This is a genomic window from Streptomyces sp. NPDC029526 (assembly GCF_040637405.1).
Classification (GTDB): Bacteria; Actinomycetota; Actinomycetes; order Streptomycetales; family Streptomycetaceae; genus Streptomyces.
The window spans coordinates 283,064-302,532 of record NZ_JBEZWE010000002.1 but is presented as its reverse complement, the minus strand read 5'-3'; the positions used below and the strand labels follow the sequence as shown (position 1 = coordinate 302,532).

The 19,469-nt window shown below is 75.1% G+C and carries 17 protein-coding genes and 1 pseudogene; 2 read left to right on the top strand and 16 right to left on the bottom strand.

What is annotated here, in order from left to right:
* Window positions 1-23: 23 nt before the first annotated feature.
* The 4 genes and pseudogenes from groL to AB0F01_RS06995 all read right to left on the bottom strand — a co-directional run bounded on the left by groL (window position 24) and on the right by AB0F01_RS06995 (window position 4,321).
* Window positions 24-1,649 (bottom strand): chaperonin GroEL, encoded by a 1,626-nt coding sequence (groL, locus tag AB0F01_RS07010; protein WP_362090668.1) that lies wholly within the window; start codon window positions 1,647-1,649, stop codon window positions 24-26.
* 114 nt (window positions 1,650-1,763) lie between these two features.
* Window positions 1,764-2,072, bottom strand: a complete 309-nt coding sequence (gene groES / locus AB0F01_RS07005) for a co-chaperone GroES (protein ID WP_073932713.1) — start codon at window positions 2,070-2,072, stop codon at window positions 1,764-1,766.
* 157 nt (window positions 2,073-2,229) lie between these two features.
* Window positions 2,230-2,981 (bottom strand): annotated as a pseudogene (locus AB0F01_RS07000) (polysaccharide deacetylase family protein); the annotation flags it as partial.
* Between the two features lie 395 nt (window positions 2,982-3,376).
* Complete coding sequence (locus tag AB0F01_RS06995; protein ID WP_362090666.1) at window positions 3,377-4,321, bottom strand: polysaccharide deacetylase family protein; 945 nt, start codon at window positions 4,319-4,321, stop codon at window positions 3,377-3,379.
* Window positions 4,322-4,411: 90 nt separating this feature from the next.
* Here AB0F01_RS06995 and AB0F01_RS06990 point away from each other — a divergent pair, with 90 nt between their 5' ends.
* A complete protein-coding gene (locus AB0F01_RS06990; RefSeq protein ID WP_362090664.1) occupies window positions 4,412-5,596 on the top strand; it encodes a class I SAM-dependent methyltransferase in 1,185 nt (394 codons plus the stop codon).
* Window positions 5,597-5,845: 249 nt separating this feature from the next.
* Here the strand turns inward: AB0F01_RS06990 and AB0F01_RS06985 are convergent, their stop codons facing one another.
* The 7 genes from AB0F01_RS06985 to tsaB form a co-directional block, all read right to left on the bottom strand.
* Window positions 5,846-7,054 carry a sigma-70 family RNA polymerase sigma factor gene (locus AB0F01_RS06985; protein WP_362090662.1) on the bottom strand — a complete coding sequence of 403 codons (1,209 nt, stop codon included), beginning with the start codon at window positions 7,052-7,054 and terminating at the stop codon, window positions 5,846-5,848.
* A 402-nt stretch (window positions 7,055-7,456) separates the two neighbouring features.
* On the bottom strand, window positions 7,457-7,813 hold the full coding sequence (locus tag AB0F01_RS06980) for a YciI family protein (protein ID WP_362090661.1): 357 nt from the start codon (window positions 7,811-7,813) through the stop codon (window positions 7,457-7,459).
* A gap of 261 nt (window positions 7,814-8,074) precedes the next feature.
* Complete coding sequence (locus AB0F01_RS06975) at window positions 8,075-9,136, bottom strand: LacI family DNA-binding transcriptional regulator (protein ID WP_362090660.1); 1,062 nt, start codon at window positions 9,134-9,136, stop codon at window positions 8,075-8,077.
* Window positions 9,137-9,390: 254 nt separating this feature from the next.
* Entirely contained in the window at window positions 9,391-9,654 is a 264-nt protein-coding gene (locus tag AB0F01_RS06970; RefSeq protein ID WP_362090659.1) for a hypothetical protein, read from the bottom strand.
* A complete protein-coding gene (tsaD, locus tag AB0F01_RS06965) occupies window positions 9,651-10,808 on the bottom strand; it encodes a tRNA (adenosine(37)-N6)-threonylcarbamoyltransferase complex transferase subunit TsaD (RefSeq protein WP_362090658.1) in 1,158 nt (385 codons plus the stop codon). The genes AB0F01_RS06970 and tsaD overlap by 4 nt, the downstream gene beginning before the upstream one ends.
* The gene (locus AB0F01_RS06960) at window positions 10,801-11,445 is read right to left on the bottom strand and encodes a GNAT family N-acetyltransferase (RefSeq protein ID WP_362090657.1); all 645 of its coding nucleotides are present in this window, start codon (window positions 11,443-11,445) and stop codon (window positions 10,801-10,803) included. Before AB0F01_RS06960 ends, tsaD begins: the two co-directional genes overlap by 8 nt.
* Window positions 11,442-12,095 (bottom strand): tRNA (adenosine(37)-N6)-threonylcarbamoyltransferase complex dimerization subunit type 1 TsaB, encoded by a 654-nt coding sequence (gene tsaB / locus AB0F01_RS06955; RefSeq protein ID WP_362090655.1) that lies wholly within the window; start codon window positions 12,093-12,095, stop codon window positions 11,442-11,444. The genes AB0F01_RS06960 and tsaB overlap by 4 nt, the downstream gene beginning before the upstream one ends.
* 118 nt (window positions 12,096-12,213) lie before the next feature.
* On the opposite strand from tsaB, the gene AB0F01_RS06950 reads away from it, so the two are divergent.
* Window positions 12,214-12,768, top strand: a complete 555-nt coding sequence (locus tag AB0F01_RS06950; protein WP_362090653.1) for a hypothetical protein — start codon at window positions 12,214-12,216, stop codon at window positions 12,766-12,768.
* 950 nt (window positions 12,769-13,718) lie between these two features.
* Here AB0F01_RS06950 and tsaE read toward each other — a convergent pair.
* The 5 genes from tsaE to AB0F01_RS06925 form a co-directional block, all read right to left on the bottom strand.
* Window positions 13,719-14,249, bottom strand: coding sequence for a tRNA (adenosine(37)-N6)-threonylcarbamoyltransferase complex ATPase subunit type 1 TsaE (tsaE, locus tag AB0F01_RS06945; protein WP_362090651.1), 531 nt, complete (start codon window positions 14,247-14,249; stop codon window positions 13,719-13,721).
* Entirely contained in the window at window positions 14,215-15,465 is a 1,251-nt protein-coding gene (locus AB0F01_RS06940; protein ID WP_362090649.1) for an alpha/beta hydrolase, read from the bottom strand. The genes tsaE and AB0F01_RS06940 overlap by 35 nt, the downstream gene beginning before the upstream one ends.
* A gap of 263 nt (window positions 15,466-15,728) precedes the next feature.
* Complete coding sequence (gene alr, locus AB0F01_RS06935; protein WP_362090647.1) at window positions 15,729-17,012, bottom strand: alanine racemase; 1,284 nt, start codon at window positions 17,010-17,012, stop codon at window positions 15,729-15,731.
* Between the two features lie 466 nt (window positions 17,013-17,478).
* Window positions 17,479-18,912 carry an NAD(P)H-hydrate dehydratase gene (locus AB0F01_RS06930; RefSeq protein WP_362090645.1) on the bottom strand — a complete coding sequence of 478 codons (1,434 nt, stop codon included), beginning with the start codon at window positions 18,910-18,912 and terminating at the stop codon, window positions 17,479-17,481.
* 390 nt (window positions 18,913-19,302) lie between these two features.
* Entirely contained in the window at window positions 19,303-19,467 is a 165-nt protein-coding gene (locus tag AB0F01_RS06925; RefSeq protein WP_362090643.1) for a hypothetical protein, read from the bottom strand.
* Window positions 19,468-19,469: the final 2 nt, after the last annotated feature.

Sequence of the window (19,469 nt, the reverse complement as noted above, 5' to 3'; positions counted from 1 at the left end):
GGCTTCACCGATCAGGCGGTGCCTCAGTGGGCGTGGCCGTGGCCGTGGCCCGCGGCGGCCGGCTCCTCCTCTTCCTTCTTCTCGACGACCAGGGTCTCGGTCGTGAGGAGGAGGGAGGCGATGGAGGCGGCGTTCTCCAGGGCGGAGCGGGTGACCTTGACCGGGTCGATGACGCCGGCCTTGATCAGGTCGCCGTACTCGCCGGTGGCGGCGTTGTAGCCGCTGCCCTTCTCCAGCTCGGCGACCTTGGAGACGATCACGTAGCCCTCGAGGCCGGCGTTCTCGGCGATCCAGCGCAGCGGCTCGACGGCGGCCTTGCGGACCACGGAGACACCGGTGGCCTCGTCGTCGGTCTTGTCGAGGTTGCCCTCGAGGACCTTGACGGCGTGGACCAGCGCGGAGCCACCACCGGAGACGATGCCCTCCTCGACCGCGGCGCGGGTCGCGGAGATGGCGTCCTCCAGGCGGTGCTTCTTCTCCTTGAGCTCCACCTCGGTGGCGGCGCCGACCTTGATCACGCACACGCCGCCGGCCAGCTTCGCGAGGCGCTCCTGGAGCTTCTCGCGGTCCCAGTCGGAGTCGGTGGTCTCGATCTCGGCCTTGATCTGGGCGACGCGACCGGTCACGTCCTCCTTGTTGCCACCACCGTCGACGATCGTGGTGTCGTCCTTGGTGACGGTGACGCGGCGGGCGGAGCCGAGCACGTCCAGGCCGACCTGGTCCAGCTTGAGGCCGACCTCCTCCGAGACGACCGTGGCGCCGGTGAGGACGGCCATGTCCTGCAGCATCGCCTTGCGGCGGTCACCGAAGCCGGGGGCCTTCACGGCGACGGCGTTGAAGGTGCCGCGGATCTTGTTGACGACCAGGGTCGACAGGGCCTCGCCCTCGACGTCCTCGGCGATGATCAGCAGCGGCTTGGAGGAGTTGGCCTGGATGACCTTCTCCAGCAGCGGCAGCAGGTCGGCGATGGCACCGATCTTGCCCTGCGTGATCAGGATGTACGGGTCGTCGAGGACGGCCTCCATACGCTCCTGGTCGGTGACGAAGTAGGGCGACAGGTAGCCCTTGTCGAAGGCCATGCCCTCGGTGAAGTCGAGCTCCAGGCCGAAGGTGTTGGACTCCTCGACGGTGATGACACCGTCCTTGCCGACCTTGTCCATGGCCTCGGCGATGAGCTCGCCGACCTGCTGGTCCTGGGCGGACAGCGCGGCCACGGCGGCGATGTCGGACTTCTCGTCGATCGGGCGGGCCGACGCGAGCAGGTCCTCCGAGACCGCGGCGACGGCCGCGTCGATGCCCTTCTTCAGGGCGGCCGGAGAGGCACCGGCGGCGACGTTCTTCAGACCCTCGCGGACCAGGGCCTGGGCGAGCACCGTGGCGGTGGTGGTGCCGTCACCAGCGATGTCGTTGGTCTTGGTCGCCACCTCCTTCACCAGCTGCGCGCCGAGGTTCTCGTACGGGTCCTCGATCTCGACCTCGCGGGCGATCGTGACACCGTCGTTGGTGATGGTGGGGGCGCCGAACTTCTTGTCGATGACGACGTTGCGGCCGCGGGGGCCGATCGTCACCTTCACCGTGTCGGCCAGCTTGTTGACGCCGCGCTCGAGGGCGCGACGGGCGTCCTCGTCGAACTTCAGGATCTTCGCCATGGCAGCGGGAGCCCTCTCGGAAATCTGGATGACAACACTGCGCCCCGGGCGCCCGGCTTCTCAGCGATTGCGGGGGCCAGGGGCGCAGTTCGAGCAAATGTGCTTCGAGGTGGCTTACTTCTCGACGATCGCGAGGACGTCGCGAGCCGAGAGGACGAGGTACTCCTCGCCGTTGTACTTCACCTCGGTGCCGCCGTACTTGCTGTAGAGCACGACATCGCCGACCTTCACGTCGAGCTCGACGCGCTTGCCGTCCTCGATCCGGCCCGGGCCGATGGCCAGGACGACGCCCTCCTGGGGCTTCTCCTTGGCGGTGTCCGGAATGACCAGGCCCGAAGCCGTGGTCTGCTCGGCGTCGAGCGGCTGGACCACGATGCGGTCCTCGAGCGGCTTGATGGCAACCTTGGAGCTGGCGGTCGTCACGATCCGACCTCCCCCTTCGGAGATCTCACGGGGTTAACTGTCTGAGGTGGCGACCAGGTCGATCCGTCGTCGCGGGTGCCGGACCTGCCCGTCGCGTTGTTGGCACTCTCCAGGGGGGAGTGCCAGACCCGAGACTATGACCGCGATTAGCACTCGGTCAAGCGGAGTGCCAATCAGGTGCCCCGCGCGTCGGGGCGGGCGCGCTGTCCGTACCGGGGCTCAGCCACTCCCGGCGGCCTGGCCGGCGGCGGTCGGGGCGGAGGTGTCGCGGTGCGCTCCGGCGGCCGGTGACCCGGTGGCGTCCCAGTGGTCCTCCAGGGAGGCCACCGTCAGGCCGCGCCCGTCCAGCTGGGCCAGGAGCCGTTCCGTGCGCTCCCGGAGGGACGGGGCCGGCAGGCCGTCCGACGGGACGCGGATGATGTCGCCGGGGCGCGGCTCGCGCGGACCGCGCGCGTCGGCGAGGGTGCCGTCCGGCTGCACGGTGGCGCTCCACAGGACCACCGCGGCGATCCCGCAGTCGGCGGCGGCGCGCAGCGTCGTGGTGTCGTACGTGCCGTGGGGCGGGCGGAGGAAGCGGGCCCGGACGCCGAAGCGGGATCGGAGTTTGCGTTGCTGGCCGCAGATCTCGGCGCGCTGGCCGGCGTAGGGCAGGCCCCGCAGGGCGGGGTGCTCCATGGTGTGGTTCTGCAGGCCGGCGCCGACCGCCCGCAGCCGGGCGAAGTGGCCGTATCCGGGACCGGCCACGGTGTCGGTGAGGAACAGGGTGACCGGGAGGCGGCGTCGGCGGATCAGGTCGATGAGGCCCGGGTCCCGCCCCGCACCGTCGTCGTAGGTCAGGAAGACGACCTGCTCGCGCGTCGCGAGGCGGTCGATCACGGGCGGAAACCGGTCCCCCGCCGTGGCTTCCCGCCCCTCACCCGCCGACCGGCTCCCTCCGCTTCCGGCACCGGCCGCACCGGCCTCCGCGCCTCCTCCGGTCCCCGCTTCTGCGGCTCCTCCGGTCCCCGCCTCCGTGCCTCCCCCAGTCCTCCCCGCGTCCGCTGCCGTGCCGTCGCCCGGACCGGCTCCGGCACCGGGCTCCGCCCCGGGGCCGTCACCACCTCCGGCGCCTCCCTCGGCTCCGGGGCCGTCACGGCTGCCCTTTCCGGGCTGCGCGGCACCGTCGGCGGGCCGCGCGGCACCGTCGGCGTGCTGCGCGGGGGCGCCCGGCGGTCCGGCGGCGGGGGTGCCGCAGGCGGCGAGGGTGGTGAACAGGGCGGCGGCGCCGGCGGCCAGGAGGCGGAGCGTGGGCGCCGGGCCCCGCCTCACAGGTAGTCCTCCAGGCGCCCCACCGCGTAGCCCTCGGCCGTGACCTTGTCGAGGAAGCGGCGGATCATGTCGGGCATCGTGCCCTTCCAGTCGTCCTGCCCCCGGAAGTGGCTGAGGACGATGTCGCCGGGGCGGAGTCTGCGGTCCCACTCGCGGTAGTCCCACCGGTCGGCGAACACCTCCTCGTTCCACAGGGGAACGTGCGTGATGCCGCAGGACTTGGCGACGCGCAAGGTGTCCTTGTTGTAGTTGCCGAAGGGCGGGCGGAACAGGACGGGGCGTTCGCCGTACCGCTTCTCGATCACCCGTTGCATGCCGCAGATCTCGCGCTTCTGCTGCGCGTAGGAGAGCTTGGGCAGGTAGGGGTGGTGGAGGGTGTGATTGTGCAGGCCGACGCCCTGGTCCTGCATCTTCGCGAAGTAGGCGTAGTCGTCCTTGACGACGTAGTCGCTGAGGAAGGCGGTGTACGGGATCCGCAGTTCCTTCATCATCCGCAGGAACTCCGGGTCCTTCTCGGCACCGTCGTCGATGGTCAGGAAGACGACCTTCTGCCGGGTGGGGACCGTGGTGAAGACCGGGGGGAGGCCCAGGCGGCGGTGCCCGTCCACCTCGAAGCCCTTGCGGGTCGTGATCGTCGGTTTGCGCGCGGGGGGTGCCGGGGCGGTGAGGGGCACCCGTTTCAGGCCCCAGCTGCGGGCGGCGGCGGCCCGGGCCGCGTGGCGGGCGCGGAGCTTGTCGGCATAGGAGTCGAGGGCGCGGGCCGGGGGCGCGTTCAGGGGCTGCTGGCCGCCCGCCCCCTCCACCTCGGTGGCGGCACCCTGGCCGCATCCCGCGGCGAGGGCGGCGAGGGCGAGACCCGCGAGACCGATCCGCTTCCTGCCGGTGGCCCACCGCTTCCCGCCAACCGCCCCTCTTTTGTCATTTTGTCCTACTACTCGCATGGTGCCGGATCCTCGCAGCCCGTCCCACGGGACCCCGCCCGACACCGCGGCGGGACGCGCACGGTCCACCGACTGGCCCACAATGACCCGGTGAACGACCTCGCCCCGCTCCTCACCCCCGAAGGCCGCGCCCTCCTCGACGAGGTGCGCGCCACCTCCCCCGCGCAGGAACTCGCCGTGGCCACCCGGCTGCGCCGCACCCACCCGGCGGAACTGGTGTCGGCCGCACTCGCCCAGGCACGACTGCGGCAACGGGCGGTGGCGAAGTTCGGGGAGCGGGACGCCGCCCGGATGTTCTTCACGCCCCACGGCGTCGAGCAGTCGACCCGGGCGAGTGTGGCGGCGTACCGGGCGCGACGCTTCGTGGAACTGGGCGTGACCTCGGTGGCGGACCTGTGCTGCGGCATCGGCGGGGACGCGATCGCGCTGGCCCGCGCCGGGATCCGGGTCCTGGCGGTGGACCGGGACCCGTTCACGGCGGCGGTGGCACGGGCGAACGCCGAGGCCCTGGGGCTCGACGGCCTGATCGAGGTGCGGCAGGCCGACGTCGCCGAGGTCGCCACCGGGGACTACGACGCCGTCTTCGTCGACCCGGCCCGGCGGGGCGGACGGGGCCGCGTCTTCGACCCCGAGGCGTACTCGCCCCCGTTGTCCTGGGCCGTCGGGGCGGCCCGGGCGGCACGGCTCGCCGCCGCCCTCAAGGTCGCGCCGGGCATCCCGCACGAGGCCGTTCCCGAGGACTTCGCCGCCGAGTGGATCTCGGACGGCGGGGACGTGAAGGAGGCCGTGCTGTGGTGCGGCCCCGGGCAACAGGTGCCCCCGGGCCGGGTCCTGGCGACGCTGCTGCCCGGGCCGCGCACGCTCCTCTCCCGCGGCCTGCCCGACCCGGCGGTGCGCCCGCCCGGCCGGTACCTGTACGAGCCCGACGGCGCGGTCGTCCGGGCCCATCTGGTCGCCGAGGTCGCCCAGGAGCTCGACGGCGGACTCCTCGACCCGACCATCGCGTACGTCACCGCCGACACCCACCGCCCGACGCCGTACGCCACCGCCTACGAGATCACCGACCGCCTGCCGTTCAACGCCAAGAAGCTGAAGGCCCTCCTGCGGGAGCGCCGGGTCGGCACGCTCACCGTCAAGAAGCGCGGCTCGGCGGTGGAGCCGGAGGAGCTGCGCCGCAAGGTCCTGCCCAAGCCGCACGGCAGCGCCGCCGTCACGGTGTTCCTGACCCGCGTCGCGGGGGCCCCGACGATGCTGCTGGGCCACCCGGTGCGGTGACCGCCGGCGCGTCCCACCCCGCGGCACGCGCCCTCCCCGGGCGCCGGGACGGCCGCCGGGACCGCCGCCGGGCCGGTCCCTCGTCCTCGCCGTCCCGCGCCCACCCCGGGCACCGGAGCCTCCGAGCCGGGCCCGCTCCCTCCCCCGGGTGCCGAGACCGCCGCGGGGGGCGCCCCCACGCGCCCTCGCCGTCCCGAGCCCCCACCGTCCCACCCCCTCCCCCAGTGCCGGGACTGCCGCCGGGCCGGGCTATCCGCCCGTCTCCTCCGCCCGTCGGAGCAGCATCCGTCGTTCCCGTTCGTTGCGGGTGAGGGCGGCGGCCCGTGTGAACTCGGCGCGGGCCTCGCCGGTGCGGCCCAGGCGGGCCAGCAGGTCGCCCCGCACGCTCGGCAGCAGGTGGTAGTCCCGCAGCGCCGCCGCACCGGTCAGGGCGTCCACGAGGGGGAGCGCGGCGGCCGGGCCCTCGGCCATGGACACGGCGACCGCGCGGTTGAGTTCGACGACCGGCGACGGCGCCCGGGCGGCGAGCACCCCGTAGAGGGTGGCGATCCGGGCCCAGTCGGTGTCCTCGTAGCGGAGCGCGTGGGCGTGGCAGGCCGCGATGGCGGCCTGGAGGGCGTACGGGCCCGGGGCCCCGCCGGAGGCGGCCTCCGCGCGGCCGAGGGCGGTGACGCCCCGGGCGATGAGCAGACGGTTCCAGCGGGACCGGTTCTGGTCTTTGAGCAGCACCGGCTCGCCGTCCGGGCCGGTGCGGGCGGCGGCGCGGGCGGACTGGAACTCCAGCAGCGCGGTCAGCCCGTGCACCTCCGGTTCGTCCGGCATCAGCCCGGTCAGTACGCGGGCCAGCCGCAGGGCGTCCTCGCACAGGGCGGGGCGCAGCCAGTCGTCGCCGGCCGTGGCGGCGTACCCCTCGTTGAAGATCAGGTAGATGACGCCCAGGACCGAGCCGAGGCGGGCCTCACGGTCCGGGCCGCAGGGCACCTCGAAGGCGATGTTCCGGGTCGCGAGCGTGCGTTTCGCACGCACGACGCGCTGGGCGACCGTCGGCTCCGGCACCAGGAACGCCCGGGCGATCTCGGCCGTCGTCAGACCGCCGAGCAGGCGCAGGGTGAGGGCGGTCCGGGCCTCCGCGGAGAGCACGGGGTGGCAGGCGGTGAAGACCAGCCGGAGCAGGTCGTCGTCGATGGCGTCCGGGTCGGCGGGCTCCTCGGGCGCCACCGCGGCCGGGAGGTCCCGGCCGATCTCCGCCAGCTTGCGGGCGTACGTCTCACGGCGCCGGACCAGGTCGACCGCGCGGCGGCGGGCGGCGGTCGTCAGCCAGGCGCCGGGGTTGTCGGGCACGCCGTCGGACGGCCAGCGCTCCAGCGCGGCGACGAGGGCGTCCTGGGCGAGCTCCTCGGCGATGCCGACGTCCCGGACGATCCGGGCCGCCCCGGCGACCACCCGGGGGAACTCCATGCGGAAGACGGCGTCGACGGTCCGCGCGGTGTCGTCGGCCGGTGGGAGGCCCGGGCGCGGGGCGGTACCGGCGCGCGGCGCGGTCGCGGCGGACCCGGTGCTCTCCGCCCCCGTGGGCCCGTCGGTGCCGCCGGGCCCGGCGGCGTCCGGCTGTCCAGGGGAACGGGCACCGGCCGTCCCGCCGGCTCCGTTGCCGCTTCCGCCCTCACGGGGGTCTGGGGTGGCCTGCGGTGTCACAGCCCACCATCAGACACCGGTACGGCTGCCGGGCCAAACGGGCGGGCCGGCCGGGGCGGCCGGGGCGGCCGGCCGGTCCGGACGAGGCGGAGGAGCCGGGGCGGGCTGACGCCCGGCGGGACGGGCGGCCCTGCCGCGCGCCCCCCGCACCCGGCCGCCTCCGGCTCAGGCCTCGACGACCTCGCGCACCTCGCAGGTCACCGTCCAGTGCGGCTCGTGGACCTTCAGGAACCGCTTCGTCCACTCGATCGCCTCGGCCCTGTCCTTGGCCTGCAGCAGGGCGTACCCGCCGACGACCTCCTTGCTCTCGGTGAACGGCCCGTCGGTGACGGACAGTTCGCCGCCCTCGTAGTGCACCCTGGCGCCCTGGGCGGTCGGGGTCAGTCCGGCGGTGTCCAGGAGGACGCCCGCCTTGGTCATCTCCTCGATCAGCTCGCCCATGCGCTGCATCAGCTCCGGGCTGGGGCCCTCGGCGGGGGCGTTGTTCTCGTCGATCCGGACCATGGAGAGGTAACGCGGCATGGTGACTCCTCGTGTCGTGCGGACCGGGTCCTTCCCGGCCTCTCACCCCTGCGTCGAACGGACGACGCCGGAATCGACACGCCTCCCGGAAATTCTCCGGAGTTTTCTGCGCGACCGCCCACTCCCCACGGACATCAGGGATCCGCGCGCCCGGGACCGCCGACGTCCGGCATCCCGGACCCGCCCACCGCCTGCCCCCGCCACCCGCCGAACGCCGGATCCGGGCCGCGCAGCCGCGCAGCCGCGCAGCCGCGCCCGGCGCTAGCTCCCCGCCACGGTCGCCGGCGGTGCCGTGCTGCTGCGGACGACCAGGCTGGTGGCCAGTTCGACCCGGGTCGCGGGCGGTGCCTCGTCGGAGCGGCCGAGATCGAGCACCAGCCTCGCCGCCGCCTCCGCCATCTCGGTCAGCGGCTGCCGGACGGTCGTCAGCGGCGGTCCCACCCAGCGCGCGATCGGCAGGTCGTCGAACCCGACCACGCTCACGTCCTCCGGGATCCGCAGGCCCAGCTCGCGCGCGGCCTCGTACAGCCCGAGGGCCTGCAGGTCGTTGCCGGCGAAGACGGCGGTGGGCCGGTCGGGCCGGCGCAGCAGGGCGAGGCCCTGCCGGTAGCCGGCCTCGTGGTGGAAGTCGCCGGTCACGACCAGCCCCGGGTCCACCGGCAGTCCGGCGGTCTCCAGGGCGGCCCGGTAGCCGTCGATGCGTGCGCGGCTGCACATCATCCGGGAGGGCCCGCTGACGGCGCCGATCCGGGTGTGGCCGAGTTCGATGAGGTGGCGGGTGGCGGCGAGTCCGCCCTGCCAGTTGGTGGCGCCGATGGACGGCACGTCGGTGCCCGGGTCCCCGGCCGGGTCCATCACCACGAAGGGGATCGAACGGCTGGTCAGCAGCGCCTGCCCGGACGCGTCGAGGCCGGAGAGCACCAGGATCACGCCGTGCGGGCGGCGGGCGGCGACCTGGTCGGCCCAGGTGCGTCCCGGCGTGAGGCGGCCGGCGCTCTCGGACAGCACGACGCTCAGCCCGGTGCTCCTGGCGACGTTCTCCACGCCCCGGATGACCTCCATCGCCCAGGCGCTCTCCAGTTCGTGGAAGACCAGGTCGATCAGCGGCGAACGGGTGGCCTCGGCCCGTCGGCGCCGGTACCCGTGGGCGCGCAGCAGCTCCTCCACCCGGTTGCGGGTGCCGGGCGCGACGTCGGCGCGGCCGTTGAGCACCTTCGAAACAGTCGGTGCGGAGACACCCGCCTCACGGGCGATCTCGGCGAGGGTCGCGGACTGTGCGGTGCGCCGTCGCGGCCGGGCTTCGGCGGGCTGCGGGGAAGTCATGGCGGCGATCGTAACCCCGTGAGGCGCGCCGGCGTAGTGCTGGGGAAGACAGGAAAGTGCGACCGGTCCGCGACCCGGGCCCGGAACTTTCGTCACCGCCGACTAAACATTCGCGATGCCCGCTCACCGCTCACCAGTCACCGCTCACAGGAAGGACTCACCGGCGCATCGCCCGTCCTGCTCCGTCGTTGCGGACCGTCGCCTCTCCGGTCGGCCCACGCGTCCCCGGCGGCGGGCCGGCGGCGGGCCGGCGGTCACGCGCCGCCGACGGACTCGAACCGCCAGCGGTGCACCGGCCGGGCGGTCGTCCCCTCGTCCGGCTCGGGGAGCTCGGGGAGGTCGGCGTCGTACGGGGCGTCCCACCAGGTGATCACGAGGACCCGGTCCTGCGGCGCCCGGAGGACCTCGCGGCGGACGGGCGGCCCGGGGAGTTCCCGCAGCCGCTCCTCGGCCCACGCCAGCAGGTCGGGGCCCTTCCCGGGCAGTGCGCGGGCCTCCCACATCAGGGCGACCGTCATGAGTACAGGTTCTCCTTGGCGGTCTCGTGCACGTGATCGTGACTGTGACTGTGGGCGTGGCCGTGGCCGTGCGCGGGCCCGTCGGGCTGCCCGTCGGCCTCGACGTGCGCGCTGCCCGGCACGTGCGGTTCCGTCACCGGCAGGGACGAGTCGGCCGAGAGGTCCCAGTCGGAGGCGGGCCGGTTGCGGGCCACCATCTCCGCGCCCAGGGCGGCGACCATCGCGCCGTTGTCCGTGCACAGCTTGGGGCGGGGCACGCGCAGCCGGATGCCGGCCGCGTCACAGCGCTCCTGGGCCAGGGCCCGCAGACGCGAGTTGGCGGCGACTCCCCCGCCGATCATCAGGTGGTCGACGCCCTCGTCCTTGCACGCGCGCACGGCCTTGCGGGTCAGGACGTCCACGACCGCCTCCTGGAAGGAGGCCGACACGTCGCGCACCGGCACCTCCTCCCCCGCCGCCCGCTTGGCCTCGATCCAGCGGGCCACGGCCGTCTTCAGCCCGGAGAAGGAGAAGTCGTACGCCGGGTCGCGCGGGCCGGTCAGGCCGCGCGGGAACGCGATGGCGTGCGGGTCGCCCTCGCGGGCGTACCGGTCGATGACCGGACCGCCGGGGAAGCCGAGGTTCAGCACCCGGGCGACCTTGTCGAAGGCCTCGCCCGCCGCGTCGTCGATGGTCGCGCCGAGGGGGCGGACGTCGGAGGTGATGTCCGTGGACAGCAGGAGGGAGGAGTGCCCGCCAGACACCAGCAGCGCCATGGTCGGTTCCGGGAGCGAACCGTGCTCCAGCTGGTCGACGCAGATGTGGGAGGCGAGGTGGTTGACCCCGTACAGCGGCTTGCCGAGGGCGTAGGCGTACGCCTTGGCCGCCGTGACGCCGACCAGCAGCGCGCCGGCGAGGCCGGGGCCCGCGGTGACGGCGATGCCGTCCAGGTCGCGGGCGCTCACCCTGGCGTCCTTCAGCGCGCGCCGGATGGTGGGGACCATCGCCTCCAGGTGCGCGCGGGAGGCGACCTCCGGGACCACTCCGCCGAAGCGGGCGTGCTCGTCGACGCTGGACGCGACGGCGTCGGCCAGCAGGGTGGTCCCGCGCACGACACCGACACCGGTCTCGTCGCAGGAGGTCTCGATCCCCAGAACGAGGGGTTCGTCAGCCATGGTTCTCGGTTCCTTGTACGCCGTTCACGGATCGGTCCGGGGCGGTGGGCGGGGTGGAGGGGTCGGTCAGGCGCATCACCAGGGCGTCCACGTTCCCCGGCTGGTAGTAGCCGCGCCGGACCCCGATGGTCTCGAAGCCGAAGCGCTCGTAGAGCTTCTGGGCGCGGACGTTGTCGACGCGGCACTCCAGCAGCACCTCGCTGCACTCGAAGGCGGTCGCGGCCCGCAGCAGGTCGGTCAGCAGCCGCGAGCCGAGGCCGGTGCCCCAGTGGTCCCGGGTGACGGCGATGGTCTGGACATCGGCGCCGCCGCCCAGGGATCCGTCGTCCGGGGAGTCGCCCCCGGCGGACCCGCCGCCGGGGGCATCGCCCGCACGCCCACCGCCCGCGTCACCGTCCGGCGCACCGTCCTGGGCCGCGCCGGAGGCGGCGAGCCCGGCGTAGCCGACGATGCGGTCGCCCTCCTCGGCGACCACGTACCGCCGGGTCGCCCCGGGGCCGCGGGCGTGGGCGAGCTCGGACCAGAACATCCCGCGGGACCAGGCGTCCTCCGGGAACAGTTCGCGTTCCAGTTCCAGGACGGGCTCGATGTCCCACCACCGCATCTCACGCAACACGACTGTCTCGGCTCCCGTCACTTCGGGGTGACCACCTTGTAGTTCTTGGGGACCTGGGCGTCGGGGCGGCGCAGGTACAGCGGCCGGGGCGCGGGGAGGTCCGCACCGGCCGCGAGTCTCTCGGCGGCCAGCCGGGCCAGCGCGGCGGCGGACACGTGCTCGGGTTCGTGGGCGTGCGGGAAGGTCTCCGGGTAGAGCAGCGCGCCCGCACCGACCGCCGGCAGGCCCCTGACCTGCTCGGCGATGGCGGCGGGCCGGTCCACGGCCGGGTCGGTGACCCGGGTGCGCGGGTCCGCGTACCGCGCCCAGTAGACCTCCTTGCGGCGGGCGTCGGTCGCCACCACGAAGGGGCCGTCCACCGCGGCGGCGTGGGCCAGACCGTCCAGCGTGCACACGCCGTGCACGGGGACCCCGAGGGCGAGTCCGAAGGTGTCGGCCGTCATCAGGCCGACGCGCAGTCCCGTGTACGGGCCGGGGCCGATGCCGACGACGATGCCGGTGACCGCGTCCAGCCGCCGGCCGGCTTCGGCGAGGACCCGGTCGATCGCCGGGAGCAGCAGCTCCCCGTGGCGGCGGGCGTCCACCTGGCTGAGGGAGGCGATGACGTCGTCGCCGTCGTGCAGCGCGACGGTGACGGCGGGGGTGGCGGTATCCAGAGCGAGCAAGAGCACGCAAACAGCGTACGGCGCTCGCGGCGGCGCCACGGCCGCACGGGGCGAACGGTCACGGACTGCTACCGTCGGTGCCGCGTACGCACACAACGGGCAGACCGGGACAGAGGTGACCACGGTGGCAGGCAGCAGTTCGGCGATCGTCGCAGGACTCACCGCGGCGGCCCTCGCGGCGGTCGGCTACCTCGGCTACCAGGCGTCGGCGAACGTCCCCGCCGACCTGCGCCGGGCGGCCTCCTCCGGCGCCGCCCCGGCGGCGGCCTCCGAGGCACCCGGGACCAAGCGGGGGCCGAACGCCCTGCCCGCCGGATCCGGACGGGGCGTCCGGGTGGTGTACTCGCTCGGCAGCGACCGGGTGTGGCTCGTCGCGGACGGCGGAAAGGTCGAGCGCACCTTCACGGTCAGCCCCAGCACGGTGGACCCGGCGCCCGGCACCTACCGGGTCACCTCCCGCTCCAAGCGGATCACCGGTTCGGACGGCATTCCGGTCGAGCACGTCGTCCGGTTCACGAGCGTCGAGGGCACGGTGATCGGCTTCAGCGCGGCGGTGGACGGTTCGACGCCCGCGCTCGACCCCGGCGTACGGACCGGGGGCATCCGCGAGAAGCGGGCGGACGGCGCGGCGATGTGGTCGTTCGCGACGATCGGGCGCGAGGTCGTCGTCGTTCCCTGACGCCGTGTCTGACGCCGCGCCTGACGACGCCGCGCCCGACGACGCCGCCACCGGCCGACCCGCGCCGGGTGACCACGCCCCCCAGGGACGGAGCCACCCTCCGCCGACACGACGCCTCGACTCCTCGACTCCTCGACTCGTCGCCGACGTCGGCCGCCGACGGGTGGGGGCGCTGCGGTCCGCCTGTCGCGTCGACGGGGCGGGGTCGTGGTGGACCGTTGTTACGCGGCCTCGCGGCGATGCTCCTCGGGCCCGTACGCACGCGGTTCCGGGGGCGGGGGCGGGGTGGAGACCGCGGTGGCGGCGGCACAGGACGCCAGTAGCTCACGCATGGACACCGTGGGCGACGACGACGGCGACATCGGCCGCGCCGGGGACGAACGGGCACTCTCGGTGGCCGCCATGGACGCCTCCTGCGAGTCGGGGGCGGACGTGGTTAGGCAAACCTAACTACGCTCTGGGTACCATGTGAACACGCCGATGACGCGGAACGCAACATCTTCCCGACGCCCTGTCGGAAACCACCGCGACGCCGCCCCCTGATCCACCACCGGCCGGTGTTCCGGCGATACGCCCGCGATGACGGCGGCGCGGAGCATCCGGTACCCGGACGGCAGCGCACGAACGGCGGAGCCCTCAAGCCCTCCTGCGCGCACCGGTGCCCGGAGTCCAGTGCATGGAGTCCTGTACCCGAGGTCCTGTGCCCGAGGTCCTGTGCCCGGGCCGGACCGAAACGACCCGGCCCCGCCCGCGAACGCCCCTGCCGCGCTCCCCCCGCTTGTCTCCGCGTCCCCGCGCCCCCGCTGCGGCCCTCACGCCCCCACCCTCCGCGCCCGCATCCGGGCGCCCACGCCCGGGCGCCGGCAGTCGGCGTCTGCGGTCGGGCGTCGGCAGTCGGGGGACGGCGGTCGGGGGACGGCGGTCGGGGGGCGGCGGTCCGCGTCCGCGGGTCAGGCCGACAGCACGCTCGGGTCGGTACCGGCCCAGCGGTCGCCCACGCCCGTGAGCGTCACGTGCCGGACCTCGTCGGTGGTGTCCCCGACGGCCCGGTGGACGACGACCTGGAGCCGGTCGTCGGTCAGTTCCTCGACCTTGCCCTCGCCCCACTCGACCACGACCACCGACTCGGGCAGCGAGACGTCGAGATCGAGGTCCTCCATCTCGTCCAGGCCGCCGGACAGCCGGTAGGCGTCCACGTGGACCAGTGGCGGCCCGTCGCCGAGGGACGAGTGCACGCGCGCGATCACGAAGGTCGGGGAGGTGACGGCGCCGCGCACCCCCAGCCCCTCCCCGAGCCCGCGGGTCAGCGTGGTCTTCCCGGCACCGAGTTCGCCGCTCAGCATCACGAGGTCACCGGCGCGCAGCAGCTTCGCGAGGCGGCGGCCGAGGTCCCGCATCTGCTCGGGTGAGGTAACGGTCAGCTCTACGGGAGGCGCGGACGGCGGCTCAGCCGGGCCGTGCGGTGCTGCTGGTGCTTCCATAGCCCTTCACGGTAGCCGCTGCCGGCAGCGCTCCCGCACGGGCGAGGAGGTCGGCGAGCCGGTCGGTCACCACCTCCGGGTGCTCCAGGATCACCAGGTGCCCGGCGTCGGGGACGAGGACCAGCTCCGCGTCCGGGAGCAGGCCCGCGATCTCCTCGCTGTGCTCGCTGGGCGTGACCAGGTCGTCCACCCCGGCCAGCACTAGCACCGGCAGGTCCGCGAAGTGGGCGAGGGCCTCGGTCTTGTCGTGGTCGTTGAACGCCGGGTAGTACTCGGCGACGACGTCGATGGGCGTGCCCTCGATCATCCGCTCGGCGAACCGGGCGACGGCCGGATCGACGTCCCGGGAGGCGAACGAGTAGCGCTTGATGATCCCCGCGAACAGGTCGGCGGTGGCCCGGCGGCCCTTCTCCACGAGCTCGGCGCGCTGCCCCAGGGCCTTGAGCACGCCCGGCAGCACCCGCCGCACCACGTTGACCCCGGCCACGGGCAGCCCGAAGTTGACCTCGCCGAGCCGTCCGGAGGACGTGCCGACCAGGGCCACGCCGACGACCCGTTCGCGGACCACCTCGGGGTGGAGGTCGGCGAAGGCCATCACCGTCATCCCGCCCATGGAGTGCCCGACCAGCACGATCGGCCCCTCCGGCGCCGCCGCGTCGACGACGGCCTTCAGGTCGCGGCCGAGCTGTTCGATGGTGACGGGCTCGCCCCGCTCCGTCTGGGCCGCGCCCCGGCCGCTGCGGCCGTGGCTGCGCTGGTCCCAGTGGACGGTGCGCACGACGCCCCGCAGGGCCGCCCGCTGGAAGTGCCAGGAGTCCTGGTTGAGGCAGTAGCCGTGGCAGAAGACCACGGTGACCGGGGCCGGTGACCTGCGTCCGAACAGCCGCCGCCGGCGGGCGGGGGCGGGCTCCGGATCCACGTCGTCGACCTCGTAGTACAGCTCGGTGCCGTCGTCGGCGTACGCCTTGCCGGGGGTGCCGCGCAGCGCACCGTAGGGCCCGGCGGAGTCGAGGGCGAGCCGCGCCTTGCGCCGTATGCCCCGGCCGACCGTCATCCGTTCCAGGGCGACCCCGGCCGCGGCGCCGGTCGCGATCACGCCTATCGCGACGCCGGCGACACCGGTCGCCCGGCGCCAGCCGGCGGGCACCCCGGCGGCAGCGGAAGCGGCGGCCACCGTGGCGGCGGACGCGACGGTCTCCGCACTCGTCTCGCTCACGTACCGCTCCTCTTCACGGGGTGCACGGGGTGCACGGGGTCCACCAGGCTCACCGGGTCCACCGGACTCACCGGATGCGTCGGGTCCGCCGGGCCGGCCGGGGCCGGCGGGCCGCCGGTCGCAGGGGCTGTGGGTCTCACGGGCGGGCTCCCGGGGCCGGTCCGGCGGGAACGGTCCCCCCGGACGCTGTCTCTCGTCGTGTGACGCCCCCGCGCCGGGCGTGGTTCACCCGGCCGCCGGGGCCTCGTTCCTCGGATGCCCGCTCAGGGCGTGCCGGATGCGCCGAAGTCCTCCGGCCGGGCGGGCGCGTCGCTCCCGTCCCGCGGGCCGCCGCGCTCCCGGCCTGCGGCCGGGGACGGGGCACCGGCGCCATCCGGGGACTCGTTCAGGTGGACGCGGGGAACCCGGCCGCCGATCCGGGTGACGATGTCGTACGCGATCGTACCGGCGGCCTGGGCCCAGTCCTGGGCGGTGGGCTCGCCCCGGTCGCCGGGGCCGAAGAGCACCACCTCGGCGCCGGCCGGGGGCTCGTCCCCGCCCAGGTCGACCACGAACTGGTCCATCGCGATCCCGCCGGCCACCGTGCGCAGCTTGCCGTCGACGAGCACCGGGCCCGCGCCGGAGGCCTGCCGCGGCACCCCGTCCGCGTAGCCGACCGGGACCAGGCCGAGGGTGGTCGGGCCCGGGGTGACGTACCGGTGGCCGTAGCCGACGCCGTGGCCGCCGGGGGTGCGCTTCACCAGGGCGAGGGAGGCGGACAGCGTCATCGCCGGACGCAGTCCGAAGTCGGCCGGGGTGCCGAGGGCGGGGCTCGGGGCGATGCCGTAGACCGAGACACCGGACCGTACGAGGTCGAAGTGGCTGTCGGGGCGGGTGAGGACGGCCGGCGAGTTGGCGATGTGCCGGACCTCGGGCCGGACACCCCGGGCCTCGGCGGCCGTGATCATCTCCCGGAAGCGGGTGAGCTGGTCGGTGGTGGCCGGGTGGCCCGGCTCGTCGGCGCACGCCAGGTGGGACCAGATGCCGACGAGCCGCACCAGCCCGTCGGCCTCGGCGCGCAGCGCGGCGGCGACCAGGTCCGTCCAGTCTGTGGGCTGGCAGCCGCCGCGGCCGAGGCCGGTGTCGGCCTTGAGGTGCACCCTGGCCGGACGCCCGGCGAGACGCGCGGCGGCCGTGACCTCCTCCAGGGCCCACAGGCCGCTGACCGAGACGTCGATGTCGGCCTCGACGGCCTCCCGCCACGGCCCGCCCGGCGTCCACAGCCAGCACATCACCCGCACGTCGGCCGGCACGCCCGACCCGGGGGCGCGCAGCGCGAGCGCCTCGTGCGGGGTGGCCGCGCCCAGCCAGGTCGCCCCGGCCTCGACGGCCGCCCGAGCGCAGGGGAGCGCGCCGTGCCCGTACCCGTCGGCCTTGACGACGGCCATGAAGGCGGCGCCCGACGCGTGGGACCGCAGGCTCCGCACGTTGGCGCGCACCGCGGCGAGGTCGATCTCCGCACGGGCCCGCAGGTGCGCGGTCCCCGGCGAGGCAGGTGTCTCGTTCATCGCGCTCAGTCTCTCAGAGGGGGTGGACGGCCCCGGGGCACCGGCGTCCGCCCCTTCGGACACCGCCCCGGCACCGGAGCTCATCAACGACGTCTGCACCCAAGCATCCCGGTGCGCGCCCCTGCGCACCGGGGTCCGGGTCGGGGGTACGGGGAGGCGGGTCCGGGGCGCGGGGGTCGAGGTCCGGGGAAGCAACCGGTCCATAAGGCCGGACGTCACCGGACGGGACCCGTACGGGCGGGAGCGGGACCGGCCGCCCCCATCAGGCCCCGGCACCCGGCCACCCGCCCCGGCCGCACCGCCCAGTGCGGGCCCACCGCACACCGCACACCGCGCAGCGCCCGGCCGTGAGGACAACCCGCGCGCGGCCGGTGGTGCGTCGGCACGCCCCGCGCACCACCGGCCATGACGAGCAACCGCGCACCACCGGCCGCGGCGACCAACCGCGCACCATCGGCCGCGGCGATCAGCCGCGCGCCACGTCCCGCCACGCCCGGGTGATCTGTCCGGCGACGTCCTGCGCCCCCGTCGGTGCCCCGTCCGCCGCGAAGCGGCCGGCCAGGCCGTGGAGGTAGGCCGCGACGCTGCCGGCGTCCCGTGTCGACAGCCCCGCCGCCAGCAGCGAACCGGCGAGTCCCGACAGCACGTCCCCGCTGCCCGCCGTCGCCAGCCAGGAGGTCCCGGTCGGGTTCACCCGTACGGGACCTCCGTCGGGGTCGGCGACCAGCGTGGTGGAGCCCTTGAGGAGCACGGTCGCCCCGTACCGCCCGGCCAGCTCGCGCGCGGACCGCAGCCGTGCCCCCTCGACCTCCCGCCGGTCGACGCCGAGCAGGGCGGCGGCCTCCCCGGCGTGCGGGGTCATCAGGGTCGGCGCCCGCCGGGCCCGTACGGCGTCGGGGTCGGCCAGCCGCAGCCCGTCGGCGTCGATCAGCACCGGTACGTCGGCGGCCAGTACCTCCGCCACGGTCGCCGCGTCCTCCCCGGCCCCCGGCCCGGTCACCCACGCCTGCACCCGGCCCGCGTGTGCGGGGCCCCGGTCCGACACGAGCGTCTCGGGGAAGCGGGCGATCACCGCGTCGCCGGCGGGACCGACGTACCGCACGGCGCCCGCGCCGCCCCGCAGCGCCCCGGCGACGGCGAGCACGGCGGCGCCCGGGTAGCGGGCGGAACCGGCGGCAACGCCGACGACGCCCCGCCGGTACTTGTCGCTCTCGGCCCCGGGCTCGGGCAGCAGCCGGGCCACGTCGGCGTGCTGGAGGGCCTGGAGTTCCGGTTCGGCCGGCAGGGTCAGCCCGATGTCGACCAGCCGGACCGACCCGGCGTACTCCCGCGCTGGATCGATCAGCAGGCCCGGCTTGTGCGTCCCGAACGTCACCGTCAGGTCGGCGCGGACGACCGCCCCGTGCACCTCCCCGGTGTCGGCATCGACCCCGCTCGGCAGGTCCACGGCGACCACCGCGCCGCGCGACCGCCGGGCGGCCTCGGCGAGCGGCACCGCCTCCGATCGGAGTCCCCCCTTGCCGCCGATCCCGACGATGCCGTCCACGACGAGGTCGGCCCCCTCGACCAGGCCGACGGCGCCGTCCACGCCCACGGTCCGGCCGCCCGCCCGGCGCAGTGCCGCGAGCCCGCCGGGATGGGCCCGGTCCGGCGCGAGCAGCACCGCCGTGACGCCGGCACCGCGCCGGGCGAGCCGGGCACCGGCGTACAGGGCGTCGCCGCCGTTGTCGCCACTGCCGACCAGCAGCACCACCCGGCTGCCGTAGACCCGCCCGAGCAACTCCGCGCAGGCCACGGCGAGTCCGGCGGCGGCACGCTGCATCAGCGCCCCCTCCGGCAGCCGCGCCATCAGGTCCCGTTCCGCCGCTCTGACCGTCTGAACGCTGTACGCAGTCCGCATGCGTCCGAGTGTCCCGCACGTGCCGCCCCGACTCCCGGACCGGCACCACGGAGCGGGGGCGGAGATGGAGGCGGAGGGAGCGGAGGCGGCGGAGGCGGCAGGCATGAGCGGGGTGGGGTGAGCCGGTGGGTGCGGCGCGCGTGGGCACGGAGCGGAGCCGGGCGCGGCAGAGCCACGGCACCGAAGGGACACAGGCACGGCCCCCTGAACGGGACGGCAGGACTCAGGCACGGAGCCGTCCCACCCGGCCCCCCGGAAGCCCGGACACCCGGCCCCCGCACTCCCGGACCCTCGGAGACCCGGACACGCGCACTCCCGGACCTCCGGACACCCGCACTCCCCGCCCCCCGGAAGCCCGGACCCCCGCACGCCCGGCCGCGCGGCTCCCCGCTACCGCCGCCGGTTGCGCCGTAGCCGGATCAGGGCGAAGAGAATGCTCAGCGAGGCGGCGACGGCGAGCATCGCCTCGCCCCAGACCGGCAGGTCGACCGCCACACCGGGGAAGGCGAGCGGGGCCGTGCCGCCCGTTCCGGGGGTCGGGCTCGGGCCCGCCATCG